The 19,740-nt window shown below is 69.9% G+C and carries 16 protein-coding genes; 11 read left to right on the forward strand and 5 right to left on the reverse strand.

The genetic code is table 11. The annotated features are described in order from the left end of the window. Both HRJ34_RS24170 and HRJ34_RS24175 read right to left on the reverse strand, forming a co-directional pair. The gene (locus tag HRJ34_RS24170; protein ID WP_208632676.1) at positions 1–468 is read right to left on the reverse strand and encodes a MaoC/PaaZ C-terminal domain-containing protein; all 468 of its coding nucleotides are present in this window, start codon (positions 466–468) and stop codon (positions 1–3) included. After that, entirely contained in the window at positions 465–1,427 is a 963-nt protein-coding gene (locus HRJ34_RS24175) for an enoyl-CoA hydratase/isomerase family protein (RefSeq protein WP_226948923.1), read from the reverse strand. Before HRJ34_RS24175 ends, HRJ34_RS24170 begins: the two co-directional genes overlap by 4 nt. Positions 1,428–1,574: 147 nt before the next feature. On the opposite strand from HRJ34_RS24175, the gene HRJ34_RS24180 reads away from it, so the two are divergent. The 6 genes from HRJ34_RS24180 (at position 1,575) to HRJ34_RS24205 (ending at position 8,195) form a co-directional block, all read left to right on the forward strand. Continuing rightward, on the forward strand, positions 1,575–3,338 hold the full coding sequence (locus HRJ34_RS24180; RefSeq protein ID WP_037505780.1) for an FAD-dependent oxidoreductase: 1,764 nt from the start codon (positions 1,575–1,577) through the stop codon (positions 3,336–3,338). Positions 3,339–3,384: 46 nt separating this feature from the next. Next, positions 3,385–4,482, forward strand: coding sequence for a Rieske 2Fe-2S domain-containing protein (locus HRJ34_RS24185; RefSeq protein WP_011952668.1), 1,098 nt, complete (start codon positions 3,385–3,387; stop codon positions 4,480–4,482). A 13-nt stretch (positions 4,483–4,495) separates the two neighbouring features. After that, positions 4,496–5,665, forward strand: coding sequence for an acyl-CoA dehydrogenase family protein (locus HRJ34_RS24190; RefSeq protein WP_011952667.1), 1,170 nt, complete (start codon positions 4,496–4,498; stop codon positions 5,663–5,665). A gap of 18 nt (positions 5,666–5,683) precedes the next feature. Then, a complete protein-coding gene (locus tag HRJ34_RS24195; protein ID WP_208632678.1) occupies positions 5,684–6,541 on the forward strand; it encodes an alpha/beta fold hydrolase in 858 nt (285 codons plus the stop codon). Next, positions 6,538–7,437 (forward strand): VOC family protein, encoded by a 900-nt coding sequence (locus HRJ34_RS24200; protein WP_016745484.1) that lies wholly within the window; start codon positions 6,538–6,540, stop codon positions 7,435–7,437. The genes HRJ34_RS24195 and HRJ34_RS24200 overlap by 4 nt, the downstream gene beginning before the upstream one ends. 173 nt (positions 7,438–7,610) lie before the next feature. Continuing rightward, positions 7,611–8,195 carry a TetR/AcrR family transcriptional regulator gene (locus HRJ34_RS24205; RefSeq protein WP_226948627.1) on the forward strand — a complete coding sequence of 195 codons (585 nt, stop codon included), beginning with the start codon at positions 7,611–7,613 and terminating at the stop codon, positions 8,193–8,195. On the opposite strand, the gene HRJ34_RS24210 is transcribed toward HRJ34_RS24205, so the two are convergent. The 3 genes from HRJ34_RS24210 to HRJ34_RS24220 all read right to left on the reverse strand — a co-directional run bounded on the left by HRJ34_RS24210 (position 8,180) and on the right by HRJ34_RS24220 (position 11,883). Next, the gene (locus tag HRJ34_RS24210; RefSeq protein WP_208632679.1) at positions 8,180–9,784 is read right to left on the reverse strand and encodes a M28 family peptidase; all 1,605 of its coding nucleotides are present in this window, start codon (positions 9,782–9,784) and stop codon (positions 8,180–8,182) included. The two genes, HRJ34_RS24205 and HRJ34_RS24210, sit on opposite strands and share 16 nt — an antisense overlap. Next, on the reverse strand, positions 9,772–10,836 hold the full coding sequence (locus HRJ34_RS24215) for a dipeptide epimerase (protein WP_208632680.1): 1,065 nt from the start codon (positions 10,834–10,836) through the stop codon (positions 9,772–9,774). The genes HRJ34_RS24210 and HRJ34_RS24215 overlap by 13 nt, the downstream gene beginning before the upstream one ends. Positions 10,837–10,953: 117 nt before the next feature. After that, positions 10,954–11,883 carry a MurR/RpiR family transcriptional regulator gene (locus HRJ34_RS24220; RefSeq protein WP_011952661.1) on the reverse strand — a complete coding sequence of 310 codons (930 nt, stop codon included), beginning with the start codon at positions 11,881–11,883 and terminating at the stop codon, positions 10,954–10,956. 180 nt (positions 11,884–12,063) lie between these two features. Between HRJ34_RS24220 and HRJ34_RS24225 the strand changes: the two genes are divergently transcribed. Genes HRJ34_RS24225 through HRJ34_RS24245 form a run of 5 tightly spaced genes read left to right on the forward strand, consistent with a single transcriptional unit; the run spans position 12,064 to position 19,670 of the window. Beyond that, a complete protein-coding gene (locus HRJ34_RS24225) occupies positions 12,064–14,202 on the forward strand; it encodes a TonB-dependent siderophore receptor (protein ID WP_208632681.1) in 2,139 nt (712 codons plus the stop codon). Continuing rightward, complete coding sequence (locus HRJ34_RS24230) at positions 14,199–15,692, forward strand: amidohydrolase family protein (RefSeq protein ID WP_226948924.1); 1,494 nt, start codon at positions 14,199–14,201, stop codon at positions 15,690–15,692. The genes HRJ34_RS24225 and HRJ34_RS24230 overlap by 4 nt, the downstream gene beginning before the upstream one ends. Next, the gene (locus HRJ34_RS24235) at positions 15,689–16,735 is read left to right on the forward strand and encodes a DUF1611 domain-containing protein (protein ID WP_208632682.1); all 1,047 of its coding nucleotides are present in this window, start codon (positions 15,689–15,691) and stop codon (positions 16,733–16,735) included. Before HRJ34_RS24230 ends, HRJ34_RS24235 begins: the two co-directional genes overlap by 4 nt. After that, on the forward strand, positions 16,723–18,351 hold the full coding sequence (locus HRJ34_RS24240; RefSeq protein ID WP_208632683.1) for a serine hydrolase domain-containing protein: 1,629 nt from the start codon (positions 16,723–16,725) through the stop codon (positions 18,349–18,351). Before HRJ34_RS24235 ends, HRJ34_RS24240 begins: the two co-directional genes overlap by 13 nt. Further along, positions 18,348–19,670 carry an erythromycin esterase family protein gene (locus HRJ34_RS24245; RefSeq protein ID WP_208632684.1) on the forward strand — a complete coding sequence of 441 codons (1,323 nt, stop codon included), beginning with the start codon at positions 18,348–18,350 and terminating at the stop codon, positions 19,668–19,670. Before HRJ34_RS24240 ends, HRJ34_RS24245 begins: the two co-directional genes overlap by 4 nt. Positions 19,671–19,740 lie beyond the last annotated feature (70 nt).

Consider the following 19,740-nt stretch of genomic DNA (forward strand, 5'->3'; position numbering starts at 1 on the left):
TCAGGGCCGGTAGAAGAGCTTCCAGCGCAGCACGAGGCAGGGCACCTCCTGCCCGACGACATGGACGGCGAGGCCGAGCTCGATCATCGTCCCGCCGTCCTTCGCCTCGACGCCCTGGAGCCGCGTCCGGCAGTGGACGGCGGAGTCGACCGGCACCGGCCGGATGAAGCGCAGGCCGTCGATCCCGTAGTTGAGCGCGTTGCCGTGCCCGACGATCCGGAACCCCTCGCTCTTGCGCATGTCGGAGATCAGCGAGAGGATCAGGAAGCCGTGCGCGATGGTCGATCCGAACGGGCTCTCGGCCCGCGCGCGGGCGACGTCGACATGGATCCACTGGCGGTCGCCGGTCAGCTCGCCGAACGCGGCGATGTCCGCCTGGGTGACGGTGCGGGCTTCGCTCCACGGGCCATAGTCGGCCGAGACCAGCGCCTCGAGCCCGGCGATGTCGTCAAATCTTATCTCGGTCATTGTCCTGCTTCGTTCGGCTCGACGCCGGAATAGGGGGCCCAGCGCGGCGCGCGTTTCTCGGTGAAGGCGCGGACGCCCTCGGCGAAATCATGGGTCTGGTTGTGGCGCATCATCACCGTCCAGGCGTCGAGCGAGGCCTGCGTCAGCCCGGTCTCCTTCGCGCTCCAGATCGCGCGCTTGGTGCGGGCCATCGCGCTCGGCGAGTTGCGCCTGATCCTGGCGGCGAGGGCCTGGGCCCGCGGCATCAGCGCGTCGGGCGCGCACAGTTCGCCGACCATGCCGAGCGCCTGCGCCTCCCGCGCCGTGATCGTCTCGTCCCTGCCGGCCAGCGCCATCCGCAGCACCGGGCCCATCGGCATGCGCCGGGCGAGGGCGATCGTCTCCAGCCCCGAGACGAGGCCGACGCTGACATGCGGATCGCAGAAGGTCGCGCTCTCCGAGGCGAGGACGATGTCGCATTCGGCGACGAAGTGCAGGCCGCCGCCCATCACCGCGCCGTTGATCGCGCAGATCACCGGCTTCCAGACCTGGTTCTGGAGCGGCGTCCAGCGGATCGAGGCGATCGACGGCGCGCCCTGCTCGTCGAGAAGCATCTCCGGCAGGTCGGCGAGGTCGGCGCCGGTGCAGAAGGCCTTGTCGCCCGCGCCGGTCACCACCGCCACGATCGCGTCGGAGTCCGCGTCGAAGCGGCGCCACATCTCGGGCAGCTCGCGGCTCATCACGCTGTTGATGGCGTTGAGGCGGTGCGGCCGGTTCAGCTCGATGCGCGCGACGCCGTCGTCGACCTCATATCTGATCGTCTCGAAAATAATGGCTCGACCTCCCGCTCGCGGCCGTGCCGGGCGCGCCGCCTCTCCTGCGGAGGCGATGATGCGCCGATCCCGCCGGACGACCCGGATATGGGATCGGATATCGCTCAATAGAAACTCGCTTTCACGGCGGCGGATGCGGTCGTCCAACCCGCCGGACGTCCCGATTTCCGGGGTTCCGGCAAGGGTTTCGCGATCAAAAGCGAGTTTGAGGTGAACCCCGTCCCGCCATAGCCCGATGACGGGATTGAGGAGCGGCGGCGCCGGCGGCGTCCGGGCGGGCATGGGAGTGAAGCGATGCGACCAGCCACTATCGGATCGGGGTCGGCGGGCGGCCAGGGCTGGGACGGCACCTATGACGTCATCGTCGTCGGATCGGGCGCGGCTGCGCTGCTCGCGGCGGTGCGCGCCTGCGATCTCGGCGCGCGCGTGCTGGTGCTGGAGAAGACCGACCGCTTCGGCGGCACCTCGGCCACCTCGGGCGGCGGCGTCTGGGTCCCCAACAACCCGGCGATCGGCACGGTCGGCCAGACCGACAGCGAGGAGGAGGCCTTCGCCTATCTGCGCGCCGTGATCCCGGCGAACCAGATCCGCGACGAGACGATCCGCACCTATATCCGCACCGCGCCCGAGATGATCGGCTATATGCGGGAGATCGGCGTCCCCTACAGCCCGGTCGCCAAATATCCCGATTATTACCCAGCCATGCCCGGCTGGCGGGAAGGCGGGCGGACGATGGACTGCGCGCCGCTCGACGGCCACCGGCTCGGCGCCGACTTCGCCCGGCTGCGGCAGATGCCGCCATCGTCGAAGGCGTTCGGCAGGATCAACCTGACGATCACCGAGGCGTCGAAGATCCAGGCGGTCGCGAAGGGCTGGCAGCGGATCGCGACGGGCGCGCTGCTGCGCTACGCGACCGACCTCAAGGCGCGGCTGCGCGGCGGGCGCGACCGGCGGCTGTGCATGGGCGAGGCGCTGGTCGGCCGGCTGTTCCTCGCGCTCCGCCAGCGCGGCATCGCGTTCCGGCTCGACGCGCCGGTGTCCCGGCTGGTGGTCGAGGACGGCCGGGTCCACGGCGTCGTCGTCACGGCGGCGGACGGCGGCGAGCAGCGCTGGCGCGCGACCGGCGGCGTGATCGTCGCGGCGGGCGGGTTCGAGCGCAGCGCGTCGATGCGGCCCGCCCATATCGCCAACCCGACCTCGCCCGACTGGTCCGCCGGCAGCCCCGGCAACACCGGCGACCTGATCGCCGCCGGGCGCGCGATCGGCGCCGCGACCGGGCTGATGCACGAGGCCTGGTGGGGACCGGCGGTCCGGTGGGGCGACCGTTCGATCATCCTGTTCTTCGAGAAGTCGAAGCCGGGGCTGATCATCGTCGATCGCAAGGGCCGGCGCTTCATGAACGAGGCGATCACCTATAATTCCTACGGCACCTGCATCTATGGCGAGGACTATGACGTGAAGGATCGCGTCCCCGCCTATGTCCTGTTCGACCGGACCTATCGTTCCCGATACATGTTCGGCGGGCTGCTGCAGGCGAGCCTATCGCCCGACTGGATGAACCCCGGCGCGTTCGGCAAGCGCGGCCTGCTGGTCAAGGCGGCGACCCTGGACGGGCTGGCGGCGAAGCTCGGCATCGATCCGGCGGGACTGAAGGCGACCGCCGAGGAGATGGGCCGCTTCGCGCGGCAGGGCGTCGACGCCCGCTTCGGGCGCGGCGGCGACGCGCACGACCGCATGTACGGCGACGAGCGGGTGTCGCCCAACCCCTGCCTCGGCCCGGTCGCCAAGGGGCCCTTCTACGGCGCGCGCCTCTATCCGGGCGACCTCGGCACCAAGGGCGGGCTGTGCATCGACGACGATGCCCGTGTGCTCGACGAGGCGGGCGTGGCGATCGAAGGGCTGTTCGCCGCGGGCAACTGCACCTCGTCGATCATGGGGGACAAATATCCGGGCGCCGGCTGCACGCTCGGCCCGGCGCTGACCATGGCCTATCGGGCGGCGAACCGGCTGATGGCGGCGCGAAGCGCGCCCGGCGTCGCCCGCCCGCACGCGGCCTAGGCGCGGCGGCGCGATCTTCAATTTCAGGGAAGGACGGGAACGAGGCGTGGCACGATCGGAGGATTACAAACTCGGCGACTTCGCCTTCCCGCGCGGCTGGTTCATGATCGCGGACGCCGCCGAACTCGGGCGCGCGCCGCTGGCGCTGCGCTTCTTCGGCAAGGACTTCGCGCTCTATCGCGGCGAAAGCGGACGGCTGGTCCTGCTCGACGCGCATTGCAGCCATATGGGCGCGCATCTCGCCGCGTCGGCCAGCGCCTCGATCGCCGTCCATGGCGAGCAGATCGAGGGGGATTCGATCCGCTGTCCCTATCATGGCTGGCGCTATGCCCCCGACGGCCGCGCCGACCACATCCCCGACTATGACGGCCCCTGCCCCAAGGCGGCGAAGCTGCGCTCCTACGACGTGCGGGAGGTGATGGGGGCGATCATGATGTGGCACGATCCCGAGGACGGCGCCCCCGACGTCGATCCGCCGGCCCTGCCCGAATGGGACCGGCCCGACTGGATCAATGGCGCCTACGACCATCTGGGGACGCTGAACGTCCATCCCCAGGAGATCCTCGACAACATGGCGGATTCGAACCATCTCGGCCCGACCCACGGATCGCCCTGCGAATATTTCGAGAACCAGTTCGCCGGCCCGCTCTACTATCAGCGGCAGGGCGGCTTCCGGCGCGAATATGACGCCTATCTGATGACCTACACCTGGTATACCGGGCCGGGCCTGCTGCTGTCGCGGCAATCGATCGGCGACGTCCGCGGCATCGAGTTCATCTTCCACACGCCCGTCGACGACGGCGTCACCAAGGTCTGGCACAACAACCTGCTGCGGTCGCCGGGGGACGCCCCCGACGAGGCGCTGAAGGCCGCGGCGCGGCGGATGCAGGACGAGGTGCTGAGCGCCTTCCAGCAGGATTTCGACATCTGGGCCAACAAGAAGCCCGCGATCCGGATACTGGGCCTGCCGACCGAGCGGAACTTCGCGCTCGGAAGGATCTGGTACCGGCAATTCTACAATCCCCGCGACCAGGCGGAGAGCTTCTGGAAACAGGTCGATGGCCGGCACGTGCCGACGCACAAACAGCGTCCGCCCGACATCGCCATGGACCTCGAAGCCGACGCCCATGGCGCGGCCAGCTGAACGGAGAAGCGCAATGGCGACCATCACATCGCGGGCCGCGCCGCCGGAGACGGGCGACGCCATCGACGTCGGGCCCTGTCTCGACCTCATCTCCCGCAACGCCCAGGCGGGGCGGGAGGCGCGGCAGGTGCCGGCCGCCTCGGTCGAGGCGCTGCGCGAGGCCGGCCTGTTCCGGTCGTTCGTGCCGCGCGGCCTGGGCGGGGCCGGAGCGACGCCGCAGCAATGGCTCCGCGCGCTGATCCGGATCGCCGAGCGCGACATGAGCACTGCCTGGATCGGCGGCATCATCTCGGTCCACGCCTTCCAGATCGCGCTGATGGACCGGCGCGCCCAGCAGGAGGTCTATGGCGCCGATCCCGACCGGCGGGTCAGCAGCTCGTACAACCCGGTCGGCGCGCGGACCGAGGTGGTGGAGGGCGGCGTCATGCTGCACGGGCGCTGGGGATGGAGCTCGGGCAGCGGGCATTGCGACTGGGTGCTGCTCGGCGCGATCGTCGAGGGCCGCCCATTGCTCCAGACCCTGCTCGTCCCGCGCGCGGACTATGCGATCGAGGACAGCTGGCGGGTGATGGGCCTGCAGGGCACCGGATCGAACGACATCGTCATCGACCGGCCGGTCTTCGTTCCCGACTATCGCATCCATTCGCAGATGGACGGCTATCGGCGGCTCCACGACCAGCCCGACAAGCTCTACGGCCTCCCCTGGGGGCAGGTCTTCACCGCGACGGTCGCGGCCCCCGCGATCGGCGCGGCGCGCCATGCGCTCGCGCTGTTCGCCGAGCGGATCGGATCGAGCAGCACCGACCCCAGCAAGGGCACCGGCGATCCCGACATCCTGCGCCGCGTCGCCGAGGCGAGGAGCCTGATCGACCGCGCCGAGGCGACGCTGTTGCGCAACTTCGACGGGCTGATGGACGCGATCGCGGGGGACGAGGACATATCGCTGCTCGAACGGGCGCGGTGCCGCTACGAGACCGGCTCGACCGTCGTGCGGATGATGGAGGCGGTCGACCTGCTGTTCGACGTGGCGGGCGGGCGCAGCGTGTTCCTCGATTCCGAGATCCAGGCCATCTGGCACGACATCCACATCGCCCGCGCGCACGTCGCCAACAACCCGGTGCCGCTGGCGCGCAACTATGGCGCGATGGTGCTGGGCGGCGAGAACAAGGACTATTTCATCTGATCGGGAAGGGAGGCCGCAATGCCTGAGCCGTTGCTGCCACGGGGCCAGGAGGTCGCCGTCGGCGAACACCGCATCCATTATCTGAGCTATGGCGAGGGCCCGGCGGTCGCGTTCCTGCACGGGAGCGGGCCGGGCGCGAGCGGCTACAGCAATTTCAAGCAGAACATCGACGCGATCGTGGCGGCGGGGCGCCGGGCGATCGTCCTCGACATGATCGGCTTCGGCCATTCGAGCAAGCCGGTCGGCTGCGACTACACCACCGACCTGTTCGCGCGGACGATCCGGCAGGCGCTCGACGCGATCGGCGTCGGACGCTGCGTGCTTGTCGGCAATTCGCTCGGCGGCGCGGTCGCGATCCGCATCGCCCTCGACGATCCCGAACGCGTCGAGGGACTGGTGCTGATGGCGCCCGGTGGCATCGAGGAGAGCGAGGTCTATTATGCCATGCCCGGCATCCGCAGCATGGTGTCGGCCTTCGTCGGCGGGACGCTCGACCGGGAAGGGCTGCGGTCGCTGCTGCGCATGCTGGTCCACGATGCGTCGCTGGTCGACGACGGGCTGGTCGACGAACGGTTCGAGGTCCTTCGGACCCAGCCGGTCGAGGTGCTGTCACGGCTGAAGGTGCCGTCGATGGCGCACGAACTGGGCAATATCCGCTGCCCGATCCTCGGCTTCTGGGGGCGGGAGGACCAGTTCACGCCGATGTCGGGCTTCTCGAAATTCCTCGATGCCAGCCCGGACTGCGCGTTCACGCTCCTGTCGAACTGTGGCCATTGGGTGATGGTCGAGCAGGCCGGGCTGTTCAACGCCCATCTCCAGCATTTCCTCACTGCGCGGATGGGTGCCGCCCGGCAAGCGGAGGCCGTCGGCCCATGAAAGTCTCGCGCCTCGGCTATCTCAGCTTCACCTCCGCCGACCTGCCCGGCTGGCGCCGTTTCGGAACCGGCGTCATCGGGGCGATGGACGTCCCCGGAACGGAGGGGGACGTCCGCCTCAAGATCGACGAGCATCCGTTCCGCATCCGCGTCGAGGCCGGCGACGCCGATCGGCTGAGCGGCATCGGCTGGGAGCTGGCGTCGCGGGCGGACCATGACGCGCTGTACGAGCGGCTGAACGGCCTCGGCCTCAAGCTGCGCGACGGCGATGCGGCCGGCGCGGCGAAACGCTGCGTCGCCGATTATTTCGCGACCGAGGACCCGGCCGGGAATATCATCGAATTCTACTGCGAGCGCACCGGGTGCGGCGATCCCTTCCGGTCGCCGGCCGGCGTCCGGGGGTTCGTCACCGGCGAGATGGGGCTCGGCCATGTCGTCGTCCCGGCCGCCGGGGCGCTGGAGGAGACCCACGACTTCTACCGCTCCGTGCTCGGCTTCGGCGCCAGCGACGACCTGACCATCGCGCTGCCGATCGAGGGCGTCCCGCCGATGCGCGTGCTGTTCATGCACGCCGACAATCCCCGCCACCACAGCCTCGCGCTGTTCAGCCAGCCGTCGCCGACCGGGATCGTCCATCTCATGCTCGAGCTGGAGGACGTCGACGAGGTCGGGCGTTGCCTCGACCGGGTCGGGGCCCACGGGCTGGGGCTGATGGCGACGCTCGGCCGCCACTGCAACGACAATATGCTGTCCTTCTACGTCAACGGGCCGGCGGGGGTGGCGGTGGAGATCGGGTGCGAGGGGCTGCAGCTCGACTGGACCCGGTTCGAACCCACGGTGAGCAGCGTGGCGGATCATTGGGGGCATGCCTATCGACAGCTCGCCGACGGCCCCTGACCGGCGCGGGGACCCCGGGTCCGATCGCAGCGCGCCCGCCCTCCCGCCGGGGGCGGGCGTCGATCGTCGTCCGGCCGGCGGGAAGCCGGATTGCAATCGTCACCATGCCAAAATACACAACGCGACAACTGGGAAGACGTCTTAAAACAAGGGTTTGAGCATTGCGACGGAAGATGCCGATCCAAAGCCGGGCGAAGGTGACCTCGGACGCGATCCTGGAGGCCGCCGAGATCATCGTCCTGAACGAGGGCTATGAGAAGGCGACGACCAACTACATCGCGGAGAAGGCGGGGGCGAGCATCGGCTCGCTCTATCAATATTTCCCGAACAAGGACGCGATCATCTCGGCGCTGATCGAGCAGACCGTCTCGCGGATCGCCAACGGGACGCGGGCGGTGCTGCGCGAATCGATCGAGCTGCCGCTGGAGCAGGCGAGCCGCGCCACCTACGAATATCTGCTGCACCAGTTCCGCGAGAACAAGGTGCTGCTCTACAGCATCTCGAAGCAGACGCCCGAGCTGGTCGAGCTCACCAAGAACCTCTCGGTCGAGAAGTTCACCCACTCCACCAACCGGGCGCTGCTCGAACAACATCGCGACGAGATCGTCGTCGAGGATATCGAACAGGCGCTGATCATCCTAGAAATCGCCGTTCTCGCCAACATGCGGCGCTACATCCTCGAAAATCCGGCGGGGATGACGGACCAGGAATTCATAGATTCGATGGTCCGCCTCTCGACCGGCTACCTCACCGCATAGCCGCGCGCGAAGCGCTTGAAGACGCTTCCGTCGAGCCAGCGCGGCCGCGCCGGCGCATTGGCGACCGCGATCGCGACGTCGGCGGCATAGTCGTCGAACCGCACCATCTCCTCCGGCCGAAGCCCCGGCTGACGGATATCGTCGTTCGGGGCGTGGTAGCGGGTCGCGCGCCACGCGCCCTCCAGCCGGAACGCCTCGGTGCCCGGCGCGAAGCCGAATTTGAACGCGAGCGCCGGGATGCCGGCGCGCACGAAGCTGTACTGGTCGGTGCGGACGAAGCTGTTCCGGTTGGGCAGCGGATCGGGGACCAGCGCCAGGCCGTGCCGCGCCGCGACCTCGCGCGCCTGGTCGCCGAGGCTGCTTTCCCCGTCGCCCTGGGCGAGGATCGTGGTCAGCGGCCAGAGCGGCAGCAGCACGTCGAAATTGAGGTCGGCGATCAGGCCCTCGGCCGGCACGGTCGGCTTCCGGGCGAAATAGGTCGAGCCGAGCAGGCCTGGCTCCTCGGCGGTCACGATCAGGAACAGCATCGATCGCTTCGGCCGTTCGCCGGCGGCGACGCGCGCGGCGATGTCGAGCACCGTTGCCACGCCCGAGCCGTCGTCGATCGCGCCGTTGTAGATGGCGTCGCCGTCGATCGCCGGCCCGATGCCGACATGGTCGAGATGCGCGGAGACGACGACATGTTCGTCCCGGAGCGCCGGATCGCTGCCGTCGAGCCGCGCGACGAGGTTGGGCGAGACCAGCCGGCGCCGCTCGGCGGCGATCGTCGCCCGGAGCCGGACCGGCAGGGCGAAGACCGGCACCGGCGCCGACGCGTCGGACGCGGCCGCGAGTTCGGCGAAGCTGTGGCCGCTGCCGGCGAACAGCGTTTCGGCGGCGGCGGGATCGACGCTCGCCAGGAAGAAATCGTCGGGCACGTCGCGCAGCGCGGCGTCGGCGAGGTACATGTCCCCCTGCCGCGCCAGCAGCGTCTGGCGCTCCCATGGGATCTCGATCTGCCGGGGCGGGGTGAGCGCGATGACGCCGACCGCGCCCGCCGCCGCGAGCAGCCTGCTGCGCTCCGACCGGTTGCTCGCCTTGATCGGGCCGGCGATGCCGGCGGGGCCGCCGCCGATCACCACCGCGATCTTCCCTTTCAGGTCGACGCCGGCGAAATCGTCATGCCCCTGCTCGGGCAGGTGCAGGCCATAGCCGAGGAAGACCAGCGGCGCGTCGACCCTGGCGGGGCGCGGCGCGGCCCAGGCGGCGATCAGCATGTCGCTGCCGAGCGCGAGCGGGACGGCCTTGCCTTGCGCATCGGTCAGCTCGGCATGCGAGCGCGCATAATCGATGCGTTGCTCCTCGAGCGCGACCTGCTGGCGGAAGCCGCCATGCTCGCCGGCGGGCGCGAGGCCGATCGCGCGGAAGCGGCGCTCGACATAATCGGCGGCGCGCAGATGGCCCCGCGATCCGGTCGCGCGGCCTTCATTGGCGTCGTCGGCGATCGCGGCGACATCGGCGAACCATTGGGCGGCGCGCGGCGGCGGCGTCGCGGCGGCGGGCAGCGGCAGCAGGGCGAGCAGGGCCAGCGAGAATCTCAGGTCGAGCATGACGATTGTCCCGAAGTCGGTTGACCGCCCCAGACGGTTTCGGGGCAGTCGATGAGGCCGTCGCGATAGCGGACGGAGGGGGAGGGATCGGCCTTCAGGAAGACGGGGCCGTCGAGGTCGACGACCGCGCAATATTGGCCGACCAGATAGGCGGGGGCCATCGCCAGCGAGCTGCCGATCATGTTGCCGACCATGACCGACAGGCCGAGCGCGCGGGCGCGCTCCGCCATGCGCAGCGCCTCGGTCAGGCCGCCGCACTTGTCGAGCTTGATGTTGACGGTCTGGTAGAAGCGGGCGAGCCGGTCGAGGTCGTCGAGGGCCTGGACGCTCTCGTCGGCGGCGACGGGGAAGGGGAGGTCGAACGCCGCGAGCTGCGCGTCCTCCCCCACCGGGAAGGGCTGCTCGACGAGCCGGACGTCGGCATCGGCCAGCGCGGGGAGGAGCCGCGCCAGCCGATCCGGCGTCAGGCCGCGATTGGCGTCGACGCCCAGCCAGACGTCGGGCCGGGCCGCGCGCACCGCCCGGATGCGATCGGCATCCTCGCCGTCGCCGCCCAGCTTGATCTTGATCGCGCGCGCCTCCGCATAGGCCAGCGCCCCGGCGGCCATGGTGGCGGGCGCGGCCTTGCCGACGGTGAAGGTGGTGAGCAGCGGGCGCGGCGGCGCCATGCCGAGCAGTTGCCAGACCGGGCGCCCGGCCCGCCGCGCCTGCAGGTCCCACAGCGCGCAGTCGAGCGCGTTGCGCGCGCCGCCCGGCGGCAGGCGATCGGCGATCGTGGCATGGTCGATCCCCTGCTCGATCCAGCCGCGCGCTTCGGCGATCGTGCGCAGCATGCCGGCGGGCTCGTCGCCCAGATAGAAGACCCCCGCCGCCTCGCCCCGCCCGGCATGGCCGTCGGCTGTGAGCCGGACGACGACGGTCTCGACATCGTGGAAGACATGGTCGCTGATCCGGAACGGCTCGCGCAGCGGCAGCTTCACGCAGCGCGCGTCCAGCGTCGGACGGCAGGGCTGGAGGGCGGCCAGCGCGGAATCGACATCGATCGGCATCATCGCCGGAAACTATCAAAGACGGGATTTCTGTCTATTGATAGATTATGACAATAAACTAACATGATCATCCCGGGTCAGGTCCGGGATGATCGTCTTCACCGGCGGTGTCCCGCAGAGTCAGGGCAGCTTCGGCCTCGGCGGCTGGTGGCCGACATAGCCGGTGAAGCTCTGGTGGAGCCGGGTGAGCTGTTCCAGCCGTTGCTCGACGCCGGGACCGATCAGCTTGATGACGTCGTTGACGAGCAGGTTGGCGGCGCAGACCAGCGCCACCGGCGAGCTCCAGAACAGCCCCGTCTGCGTCGGCACCGCCAGCACATGCGGGGTGAAGCGCTGCGCCCAGTCGCAGAACAGGTCGGTCAGCACGATCAGCGGAATGCCCTGCTGGCTGGCCTGCTCGGCGACCAGATAGGACTGGCGCGAATAGCGGCGGATATCGATCACGACCAGGCACGTGTCGCTGGTGTCGGTCGCGAATATGTCGGCATAATTGCCCGCGCCGAGATCGACCAGCCGCACCCCGTCGCGCATGAACTGGAGGTGGTTCGCCAGCAGTGTGGCGATCCCCCGCTCGGTCTGGAAGCCGGCGATCTGGACGGTGCGCGCCTGGGCGAGCAGCCTGGCCGCCGCCGCCCAGCCCGGCGTCTCGGCGAGGCGGTAGACCGCGAGCAGCGCGTTCATCTCGCGCTGGCGGTTGCCGTCGCGGTCGCTCGGCTCGCCCGGCGATTCGACGAACTCGGCGAGCTCCTCGCCGATCAGCCAGGGCATCGCCTGGACGGTGGCGTCCTTGAGCTCGTTCTTGAGCGCCTTGAAGTTGCGGAAGCCCAGCTTGCGGGCGAAGCGGCCGATGGTGATCTCGCTCACCCCCACCTTTGTCGCGAGCGACTCCGCCGTCTCGAAGGCGAGCGTCCCGTAATGGGCGACGATGTGCCCGGCCACCGCGCGCTCGGCCGCGGTATAGCCGTCGAGCCCGGCCTGTAGCCGCCGCAGCAAGGGCACGTTCGGGATCGTCGGGGCCTGCTCGCCCGGCTTCCTTGCATTGTCGGTCATCGCGTCGCTCCTCCGGCGAGAATATTAGTCCGGTGTATGACAGTTTTCTAGTATAAACTATCAATTGACAGAAATATGTCATGAGGACCTAATGCACCCGTTCGCGAGACGCCGGGAAGGTGCGCGCGAGGCGAGGGCCGGGAGGGCCCTCCCGGATTCAACCTATGATGGGGGTGTGCGATGAAGACGCTCGGACGGTGCGACGGCATGGGGATGAGGAAGCGGGCCGGATGGTCGGCGTCGCTGCTGGCGATCGGCGCGGTCGGCCTCTGGGCCGGCGCGGCGCAGGCGGAGACGGCGCCCGAGCCGGCCGATGCGGCGGGCGGCGACATCGTCGTCACCGGCTATCGCTATCTGAGCGAGGACACCAGCGGCACCACGGGCCTGCCGCTGTCGATCGAGTCGGTGCCGCAGTCGATCAGCCTGGTGAACCAGGACTTCCTGAAGGCGACTGACATCAAGACGCTGGGCGAGGTCGCGCAATATACGCCGGGCGCGCTGTTCGACGGCAATCCCGGCGGCTTCGGCTCGGTGGTCAAGCTGCGCGGCTTCACCTCGGGCAACGCGATCGACGGGCTCAACGTCGGCCTGCTCGACTTCGAGCCCGACTTCGCGACGCTCGAACGGCTGGAGATCGTCAAGGGCCCGACCTCGGTGGTCTATGGCGCGGCCAATCCGGGCGGCATCATCAACCAGGTGACCAAGAGCGCGCGGGCCGACACGCCGTCCTATGTCCAGGTGCTGGGCGGATCATGGGGCCGCTGGCGCGCGGAGGGGCAGGTCGCGGGCGCGCTCAACGAGGCCGGAACGATCCGCGCGATCGGCGTCGCCGCGCATGAGGAGGCGGGCAGCTTCATGAAGCGCGTCGATTCGGCCAAGACGGTCGCCTATCTCGGGCTCGACGCCGACCTGACCGATACGCTGAGCGGCTATCTCCACGGCGGCTACGAACATTATCGGCGCACCCCGTTCGACGGCATCCCGACCCTGCCCGACGGATCGCCCGCGCCGGTCGGCCGCTCCTTCTTCATCGGATCGGGGGACTTCGACATCGTCACCCGCGTCAAGCGGGTCAATGGCGGGCTGAACTGGGAGCCGTCGTCGGCCTGGTCGGTCAGCCTCAAGCTCAACTATCTCTATTACAACACCACCGGCCAGTCGGGCTTCGGCTTCGACCTGCAACCGAATGGCGACTTCTTCCTCGCGGCGCAGCGCTACACCAAGAACGACCAGGAATCGTTCAGCGCCGGGCTGTCGAGCCTCTACAAGCTCGACGATCTCGGCCTTGCCGGCAGCTTCGTCACCGTCGCCGCCAATTATCAGGACTATCGGACCCAGTCGAACGGGCTGGTGCCCGACCTGCCCAACGACATGGCCAATATCTTCGACGGCATCCCGGCGATCGAGGCGGCGCTCAACGCCGCGCAATATCCGGGCTATGCCTATGCGCTGGGGCGGCGGCTGCGCTACCTGACGCTCTCGGGCCAGGCCGACATCAAGGTCGCGGAGCCGCTCACCCTGCTCGGCGGCATCTCCTGGTCCAAGCCCGACGTGACCAAGCGATCGGGCACCGGCCCGCGCCAGGACTTCAGCGGCGACAGCCAGACCAGCCTGCGCCTCGCCGCGACGCTGGAGCCGGTCAAGGGGCTCAACATCTATGCGTCCTACAGCGAATCCTTCCAGCCGCAGCTGTTCATCGACACCGCCGGCAACGTGCTCGCGCCGCTGTCGGGCGAGCAATATGAACTGGGTGTCAAATATGTCTCGTCCGACCGGCGCCTGCTGCTGAGCGGCGCGCTGTTCGACGTGCGCCAGGCGAACCAGGCGCGCTACGACCAGACCGTCAACCTGATCGACCGCTACAAGGCGATCGGCGAGGTGCGCCACCGCGGCCTGGAATTGCAGGCGGTGGGCGAGATCGTCCGCGGCTGGCAGGTCAATGCGGGCCTGAGCCTGCTCGATCCGAAGATCCGCAAGGACGACGATCCGACGCTGATCGGCACGACCGTCACCTTCCTGCCGAAGACGACGGCGAGCCTGTTCACCAGCTACATGTTCGACAACGGCCTGCTGCTCGGCGGCGGCGCCCGCTATGTCGGTTCGGTGAACACCGCCTATGACGGATCGACCCGCGACATCGCGTCCTACACGCTGGTCGACGCCTCGGCCGGCTACAGCTTCGACGGATGGCGGTTGCAGCTCAACCTCAAGAACCTGTTCGACAAGAAATATTACATCAACAACTATCAGACGCTGTTCTACGGCAATGTCGTCGGCGAACCGCGCAGCTTCACCATTTCGGTGCGGAGGGATTTTTGAGGCCTGTCCCCGCAAGGATGATCGCGCTGGCGACGATGGCGGCGCTGTCGCTCGCCGGCCGTCCGGCGGCGGCGGCCGTCCATGACGTCGTCTATATCGGCGCGCGGGCGATCGATCCGGAGACCGGGCTCGACGCGGTGCGCAACATCGCGATCGACGGCGACCGGATCACCGCCGTCACCGCCGCGCCGATCGAGGGGCGGCGGACGATCGACGCGCGCGGGCTGATCGCGGCGCCGGGCTTCATCGACCTCCACTCGCACGCGACCAACCAGGAGACGGCGGGCTATCAGGCGCGGGACGGCGTCACCACCCGGCTGGAACTGGAGATCGGCGCCTATCCGGTCGACCGCTGGTATGCGAAGCGCGCGGGGCGCGAGCTGCTCAACTACGGCACCAGCGTCGGTCATACCCCGATCCGCTATTTCCTCCAGAAGGGCGGCGGCGCCGAGGGGCTCGCCGCGCTCGACAAGCCCGAGGCCTTCTTCGCCGGGGAGGAGATCGACCGGCCGATCCCCGACGCCCAATATGGCCGTCTCGCGCCCTTGCTGGAGGAGGGGCTGCGCGCCGGCGCGATCGGCATCGGCAGCGGCACCCAATATGCGCCCGGCATCACCCATAAGGAGATGCTCGACGTCATCCGCGTCGCCGGGCGGATGCGCACCTGCGTCTTCACCCATGTCCGCTACGGCAGCCTGGTCGAGCCCGACAGCACGCTCGAATCGGTGCAGGAGAGCATCGCCAACGCGGCGATCACCGGCGCCTGCGTCCATGTCGTCCACATCAACAGCATGGCGATGTCCGATGCGCCGCTGATGACGCGGCTGATGCGTGAGGCGAAGGCGCATGGCGTCGACGTGTCGACCGAGACCTATCCCTGGGACGGATCGGTCGATTCGATCCGCAGCGTCATCTTCGATCCGGGTTGGGAGAAGCGCTGGGGCGTCGGGGTCGGCGACCTCCAGTCGCGCAGCACCGGCAAGCGCCTGACCCAGGCCGAGTTCGACGCGCTGCGCAGCGGCACCGGCGACGATGGCGTGATCATGCACATGAACAGCGAGGCGACGATCGCCGCGCTGCTGCGCGACCCGCTGGTCCTCGTCGCCAGCGACGGCGGCAATATCGCGGGGGCCAACAGCCATCCGCGATCGGCGGGCACCTTCGCGCGCGTGCTGGGCCATTATGTCCGCGAGACCGGGGTGCTGGGCTGGAGCGAGGCGATCCGCAAGATGGCGCTGATGCCGGCGCAGCGGCTCGAGGCCTTCGTGCCGGCGATGCGCCGCAAGGGGCGGCTCCAGGCGGGCGCCGACGCCGACATCGTCCTGTTCGATCCGGCTACGGTCGGCGCGAAGGCCGCCTATGGCGACGCCGCTCGCCCGTCCGAAGGTTTCCGCTACGTGATGGTCAACGGCGTGCTCGTCGTCGACCAGGGCGCGCTGGTGCCCGACGTGCGGCCGGGCCGGCCGGTCCGTTCGGAGTTTCGGAAATGAACGCTGCCGCGATCGCCCCGCTGTCGGCGCAGGGATTCGACCTGCCGCGCCCCTATCTGCTGTTCCTCGGCGACGCCGACGACAGCGGTTTCCTCAAGACCGGGCTCGGCCTGCGCGACTGGGCGCCCGATCTGTGCGTCGCCGAATATAAATGCGACGGGGCGCGGGCGTCGCTCGGCCTGCCCCTGATGCGGCCGGACGAGGCCTATCGTGCCGGCGCCCGCGCGCTGGTGCTGTCGGTGGCGTCGATCGGCGGCGCGATCGCGCCGGCCTGGGTCCCGTACATCGTCGAGGCGCTCGAAGCGGGGCTCGACATCATCAGCGGCGCGCACGACCGGCTGGCGGAGGAACCGCGCCTGCGGGCGGCGGCGGAGCGGCTCGGCCGCCGCCTGATCGACGTGCGCGTGCCCCCGCCCGGCCTGCCGATCGCGAGCGGCCGGCCCCGGTCGGGCAAGCGCCTGCTGACCGTCGGCACCGATTGCGCGCTGGGCAAGAAATATACCGCGCTCGCGCTGGCGGCGGCGTTCCGCGCGCGCGGGCTGGACGCCGATTTCCGCGCGACCGGCCAGACCGGGATCATGATCGCGGGATCGGGCATCCCGATCGATTCGGTGGTCAGCGACTTCGTGGCCGGCGCGGCCGAGCGGCTCAGCCCCGATGCCGATCCCGGCCATTGGGACGTGATCGAGGGGCAGGGCTCGATCTTCCACCCGTCTTATGCCGGCGTGTCGCTGGGGCTGCTGCATGGGTCGCAGCCCGACATATTGGTGCTGTGCCACGCGCATGGCCGCGACCGGATCATGGGCCTGCCCGACTATGTGCTGCCGTCGATCGGCGAGGCGGTCGAGCTGTCGCTGCGGCTGGCGCGGCGGACCAATGCGGCGGTGCGCTGCGCCGGGGTGTCGCTCAACACTGCCGGGCTGCCAGCCGACGAGGCGGAGGCGCTGATCGCGCGCCGCAGCCGCGAATGGGAGCTGCCGGTGGCCGATCCGATGCGCGGCGGGCCGAGCTTCGAGCGGCTGGTCGACGCATGTCTCGGCTGAGCCGCCTCGGCCTCGCCCTCGCGCTGTCGCTGGGGCTGGCCGTCGCGGCGTCCGCCCGGACCGCAAGGGCGGTGCCCGATGCGGCGATCGCCGACGTCCGGGCGATGGTCGCGGCGGCGCCCGATCCCTGGGGTCTTGCCGTCGCGGTCACCGATCGCGACGGGACCCTGCTGGTCGCGACGCACGGCTATGCCGACATCGCCGCCCGGGCGCCGGTGACGGCGGACACCCGCTTCGCGATCGGATCGATCTCCAAGTCCTTCACCGCGATCACGCTGATGCAGCTCGCCGACGAGGGGCGCTTCGATCCCGATGCGCCGATCGCCCGCTACCTTCCCGATTTCCATCCGCGCACCGCCTTTCCCGCGATCACCGGCGATGCGCTGCTCACCCATAGCTCAGGCCTGCCCAATTATCTGTCCGACGTCGCGTCGATGCGCTTCGCGATCGTGGCGGCGAACGATGTCGAGCTGCGCACCGCGCCCGGCGCGCATTTCTGGTATTCGAACCTCGGCTATCAGCTGCTCGGCTATGCCGCCGAACGGATCGAGGGGCAGCCCTTCGCGCTGGTCCTGAAGCGGCGGGTGCTCGACCGGCTCGGCATGGGCGCGACCGCGCCGCAGATCGACGACCGGCTGCGCGGGCGGATCGCGACCAGCTATGCGCGCTCGCCCGACGGCAGCTATCATCAAGCGCCCTGGTTTCCCTATCTGGCGGCGGACGGCGCGATCGTCTCGACGGCGGGCGACATGGCCAGCTATGCGCGCATGCTGCTCGCGCGCGGCGACGCGCCGGGCGGGCGGCTGATCTCCGCACGGGCCTTCGCGCGCCTCGCGACCGCGCGGCTCGACGATTATGGCTATGGCTTCGATGTGCTCGACCAGGGCCGGGCGCTGGCGCACAGCGGATCGATCGCCGGGTTCCAGGCCTATCTCCACGCCGACCTGGGACAGGGGGTGGCGGTGGTGCTGCTCGGCAACGGCCCGATCGACCCGGCGCTGCGTGATCGCATCATCGCGCGGTTGACCGGCCAGCCGTCCGGAAAGACCAGCCCAGCGCCGAAGCCCTTCGCCGAGCCTGCCAGCTTCGCCGGCCATTTCGCCGGCCCGCGCGGCGAGCGGCTCGACATCGCGGTCGATGCGTCGGGGCAACTCGCCGTCACCCAGGACGGCGCGACGGTGCCGCTGGTGCGGCTGACGCGCGACGGCTGGGGCGCCTATCTCACCCCGCAAGGGTCGCGCAGCTTCCTCTTCTTCCGCGACGCCGCCGGCGCGGTGACCGGCGTCTCCGACGGCGCGACCGACTATGCCAGGGCGGGCAGCGGCCCGCCGCCGGCCGAGACGCCCGCCGCCTATCGCCCGCTCGTCGGCCGCTACATGGCGCATGGCGAGGAGGGGCCGGGCCTGCGCATCTTCGTCCGCAATGGGCGGTTGATGATGGCCTATGCCGATTCCAACGCGCCGCCCGACGCGCTCGCCGAGGACGGCCCGGGCCGCTTCCGCCTCGCCGAGCCGGCCTATGCGCCCGAGCAGCTGGTGTTCGACACGATCATCGACGGCCGCGCGCAACGGCTGAAGCTGAGCGGAGTGCCGCTCTACCGGATCGACCTGCCATGATCCGCATCGGCGCGGTCGCGCTTGCGCTGCTCCTGTCCGCGCCGGCTGTCGCCCAGCCCGATCCGGCGGCCGCCTTCGTGGCATGGGCGCGCGATCATGCCGTGCCGTTGCCCGCCTGCGACGATCCGTCCATGGCGGTGGTCGGCCGGGCGGCGGGCGCGGCAAGGATGATCGCGTTGGGCGAGCCGGCGCACGGCGCGCACGAGCCGCTGGCGTTCCGCAACTGCCTGTTCCGCCATCTGGTCGAGCATCAGGGTTTCACCGCGATCGCGATCGAGAGCGGCACCGGCGAGGCCCGGCGGCTGCACGACTATGTCGCGGGCGGGCCGGGCGATGCGCGCCAACTGGTCCGCGAGAGCCTGAGCTGGGGCTTCGGCCGGTTCGCCGAGAATGTCGCGCTGGTCGAATGGATGCGCGCCTACAACGCCGATCCGGCGCATCGGCGGAAGATCGCCTTCTACGGCATCGACATGAGCGGCGGCGACAGCAGCGGCGCCTGGGCGACCGCGCGGATCACGCTCGACGCCGCGCTCGCTTATCTGGTGCGTTTCGACGCCACCGAATCACGCGCGGCGCGAGCGGCGGTCGAGCCTTTCCTCGGGCGCTTCACCCAACCCGGCCATGCCGCGCTCGATCGGACCGAACGCCGCCGCCTGCGCGCGGCGGTCGACGGGCTCGTCCGCTATCTCGATCGCCATGGCGACCGCCTCGCCGCGCTGTCGGGGCGCGAGGAGCTCGACTGGGCGCGCCGCAACGCGGTGCTCGCCCGTCAGCTGGACCATATGTTTCGGACGTCCCCTCCGTCCGGCGAGGAGCTGTCGCCGGAGGATTATCGCGCCGACGCCGCCCGCGACGCGGCGATGGCCGACAATGCCCGCTGGGTGCTCGATCGCGAGGGACCGGCCGGGCGCGTCCTGCTGTTCGCGCATGACGGGCATGTGATGAACGCGGCGACGCGCGGCGGCATCTGGTCGGTCTACCGGCGCGCGCCCAAGGCGATGGGCCAGCATCTGCGCGCGGCGCTCGGCGACCGGCTGTTGATCGTGCCGATCGCGTCGGGATCGAACGGGCCCGGCCTGCCCCCCGCCGCGCCCGGCGCCGGCAGCCTCGACGCCGCGCTGGCGCGGGTCGGAAGCCAGCGCTTCCTGCTCGACCTGCGCCCCGCCCGCACGGCCGGGCCGGCGGCCGGCTGGCTGCGGCGGACCCAGTCGATCCGCGCCAACCATGTGACCGAGGCCGAGATATCCCCCGCGACCGCGATGGACGCGGTCGTCTTCATCGCCACGCTGACCGCTGCGGAAGGTTCGAAGGCTCGATAAATCCTTTCGCAATCACAACGCCGACGTCACGATCGGTTCAGCCGCCATCGTCCAGAGGCGCCGGCGACAT

This window comes from Rhizorhabdus wittichii, from assembly GCF_017607425.1.
GTDB lineage: Bacteria > Pseudomonadota > Alphaproteobacteria > Sphingomonadales > Sphingomonadaceae > Rhizorhabdus > Rhizorhabdus wittichii.

Excerpts from the sequence above, each read along its gene's own strand:
- HRJ34_RS24170 (WP_208632676.1), bottom strand. The coding sequence starts at position 468 with ATGACCGAGATAAGATTTGACGACATCGCCGGGCTCGAGGCGCTGGTC.
- HRJ34_RS24180 (WP_037505780.1), top strand. The coding sequence starts at position 1,575 with ATGCGACCAGCCACTATCGGATCGGGGTCGGCGGGCGGCCAGGGCTGG.
- HRJ34_RS24190 (WP_011952667.1), top strand. The coding sequence starts at position 4,496 with ATGGCGACCATCACATCGCGGGCCGCGCCGCCGGAGACGGGCGACGCC.
- HRJ34_RS24195 (WP_208632678.1), top strand. The coding sequence starts at position 5,684 with ATGCCTGAGCCGTTGCTGCCACGGGGCCAGGAGGTCGCCGTCGGCGAA.
- HRJ34_RS24200 (WP_016745484.1), top strand. The coding sequence starts at position 6,538 with ATGAAAGTCTCGCGCCTCGGCTATCTCAGCTTCACCTCCGCCGACCTG.
- HRJ34_RS24205 (WP_226948627.1), top strand. The coding sequence starts at position 7,611 with ATGCCGATCCAAAGCCGGGCGAAGGTGACCTCGGACGCGATCCTGGAG.
- HRJ34_RS24210 (WP_208632679.1), bottom strand. The coding sequence starts at position 9,784 with ATGCTCGACCTGAGATTCTCGCTGGCCCTGCTCGCCCTGCTGCCGCTG.
- HRJ34_RS24215 (WP_208632680.1), bottom strand. The coding sequence starts at position 10,836 with ATGATGCCGATCGATGTCGATTCCGCGCTGGCCGCCCTCCAGCCCTGC.
- HRJ34_RS24220 (WP_011952661.1), bottom strand. The coding sequence starts at position 11,883 with ATGACCGACAATGCAAGGAAGCCGGGCGAGCAGGCCCCGACGATCCCG.
- HRJ34_RS24225 (WP_208632681.1), top strand. The coding sequence starts at position 12,064 with ATGAAGACGCTCGGACGGTGCGACGGCATGGGGATGAGGAAGCGGGCC.
- HRJ34_RS24235 (WP_208632682.1), top strand. The coding sequence starts at position 15,689 with ATGAACGCTGCCGCGATCGCCCCGCTGTCGGCGCAGGGATTCGACCTG.
- HRJ34_RS24240 (WP_208632683.1), top strand. The coding sequence starts at position 16,723 with ATGTCTCGGCTGAGCCGCCTCGGCCTCGCCCTCGCGCTGTCGCTGGGG.
- HRJ34_RS24245 (WP_208632684.1), top strand. The coding sequence starts at position 18,348 with ATGATCCGCATCGGCGCGGTCGCGCTTGCGCTGCTCCTGTCCGCGCCG.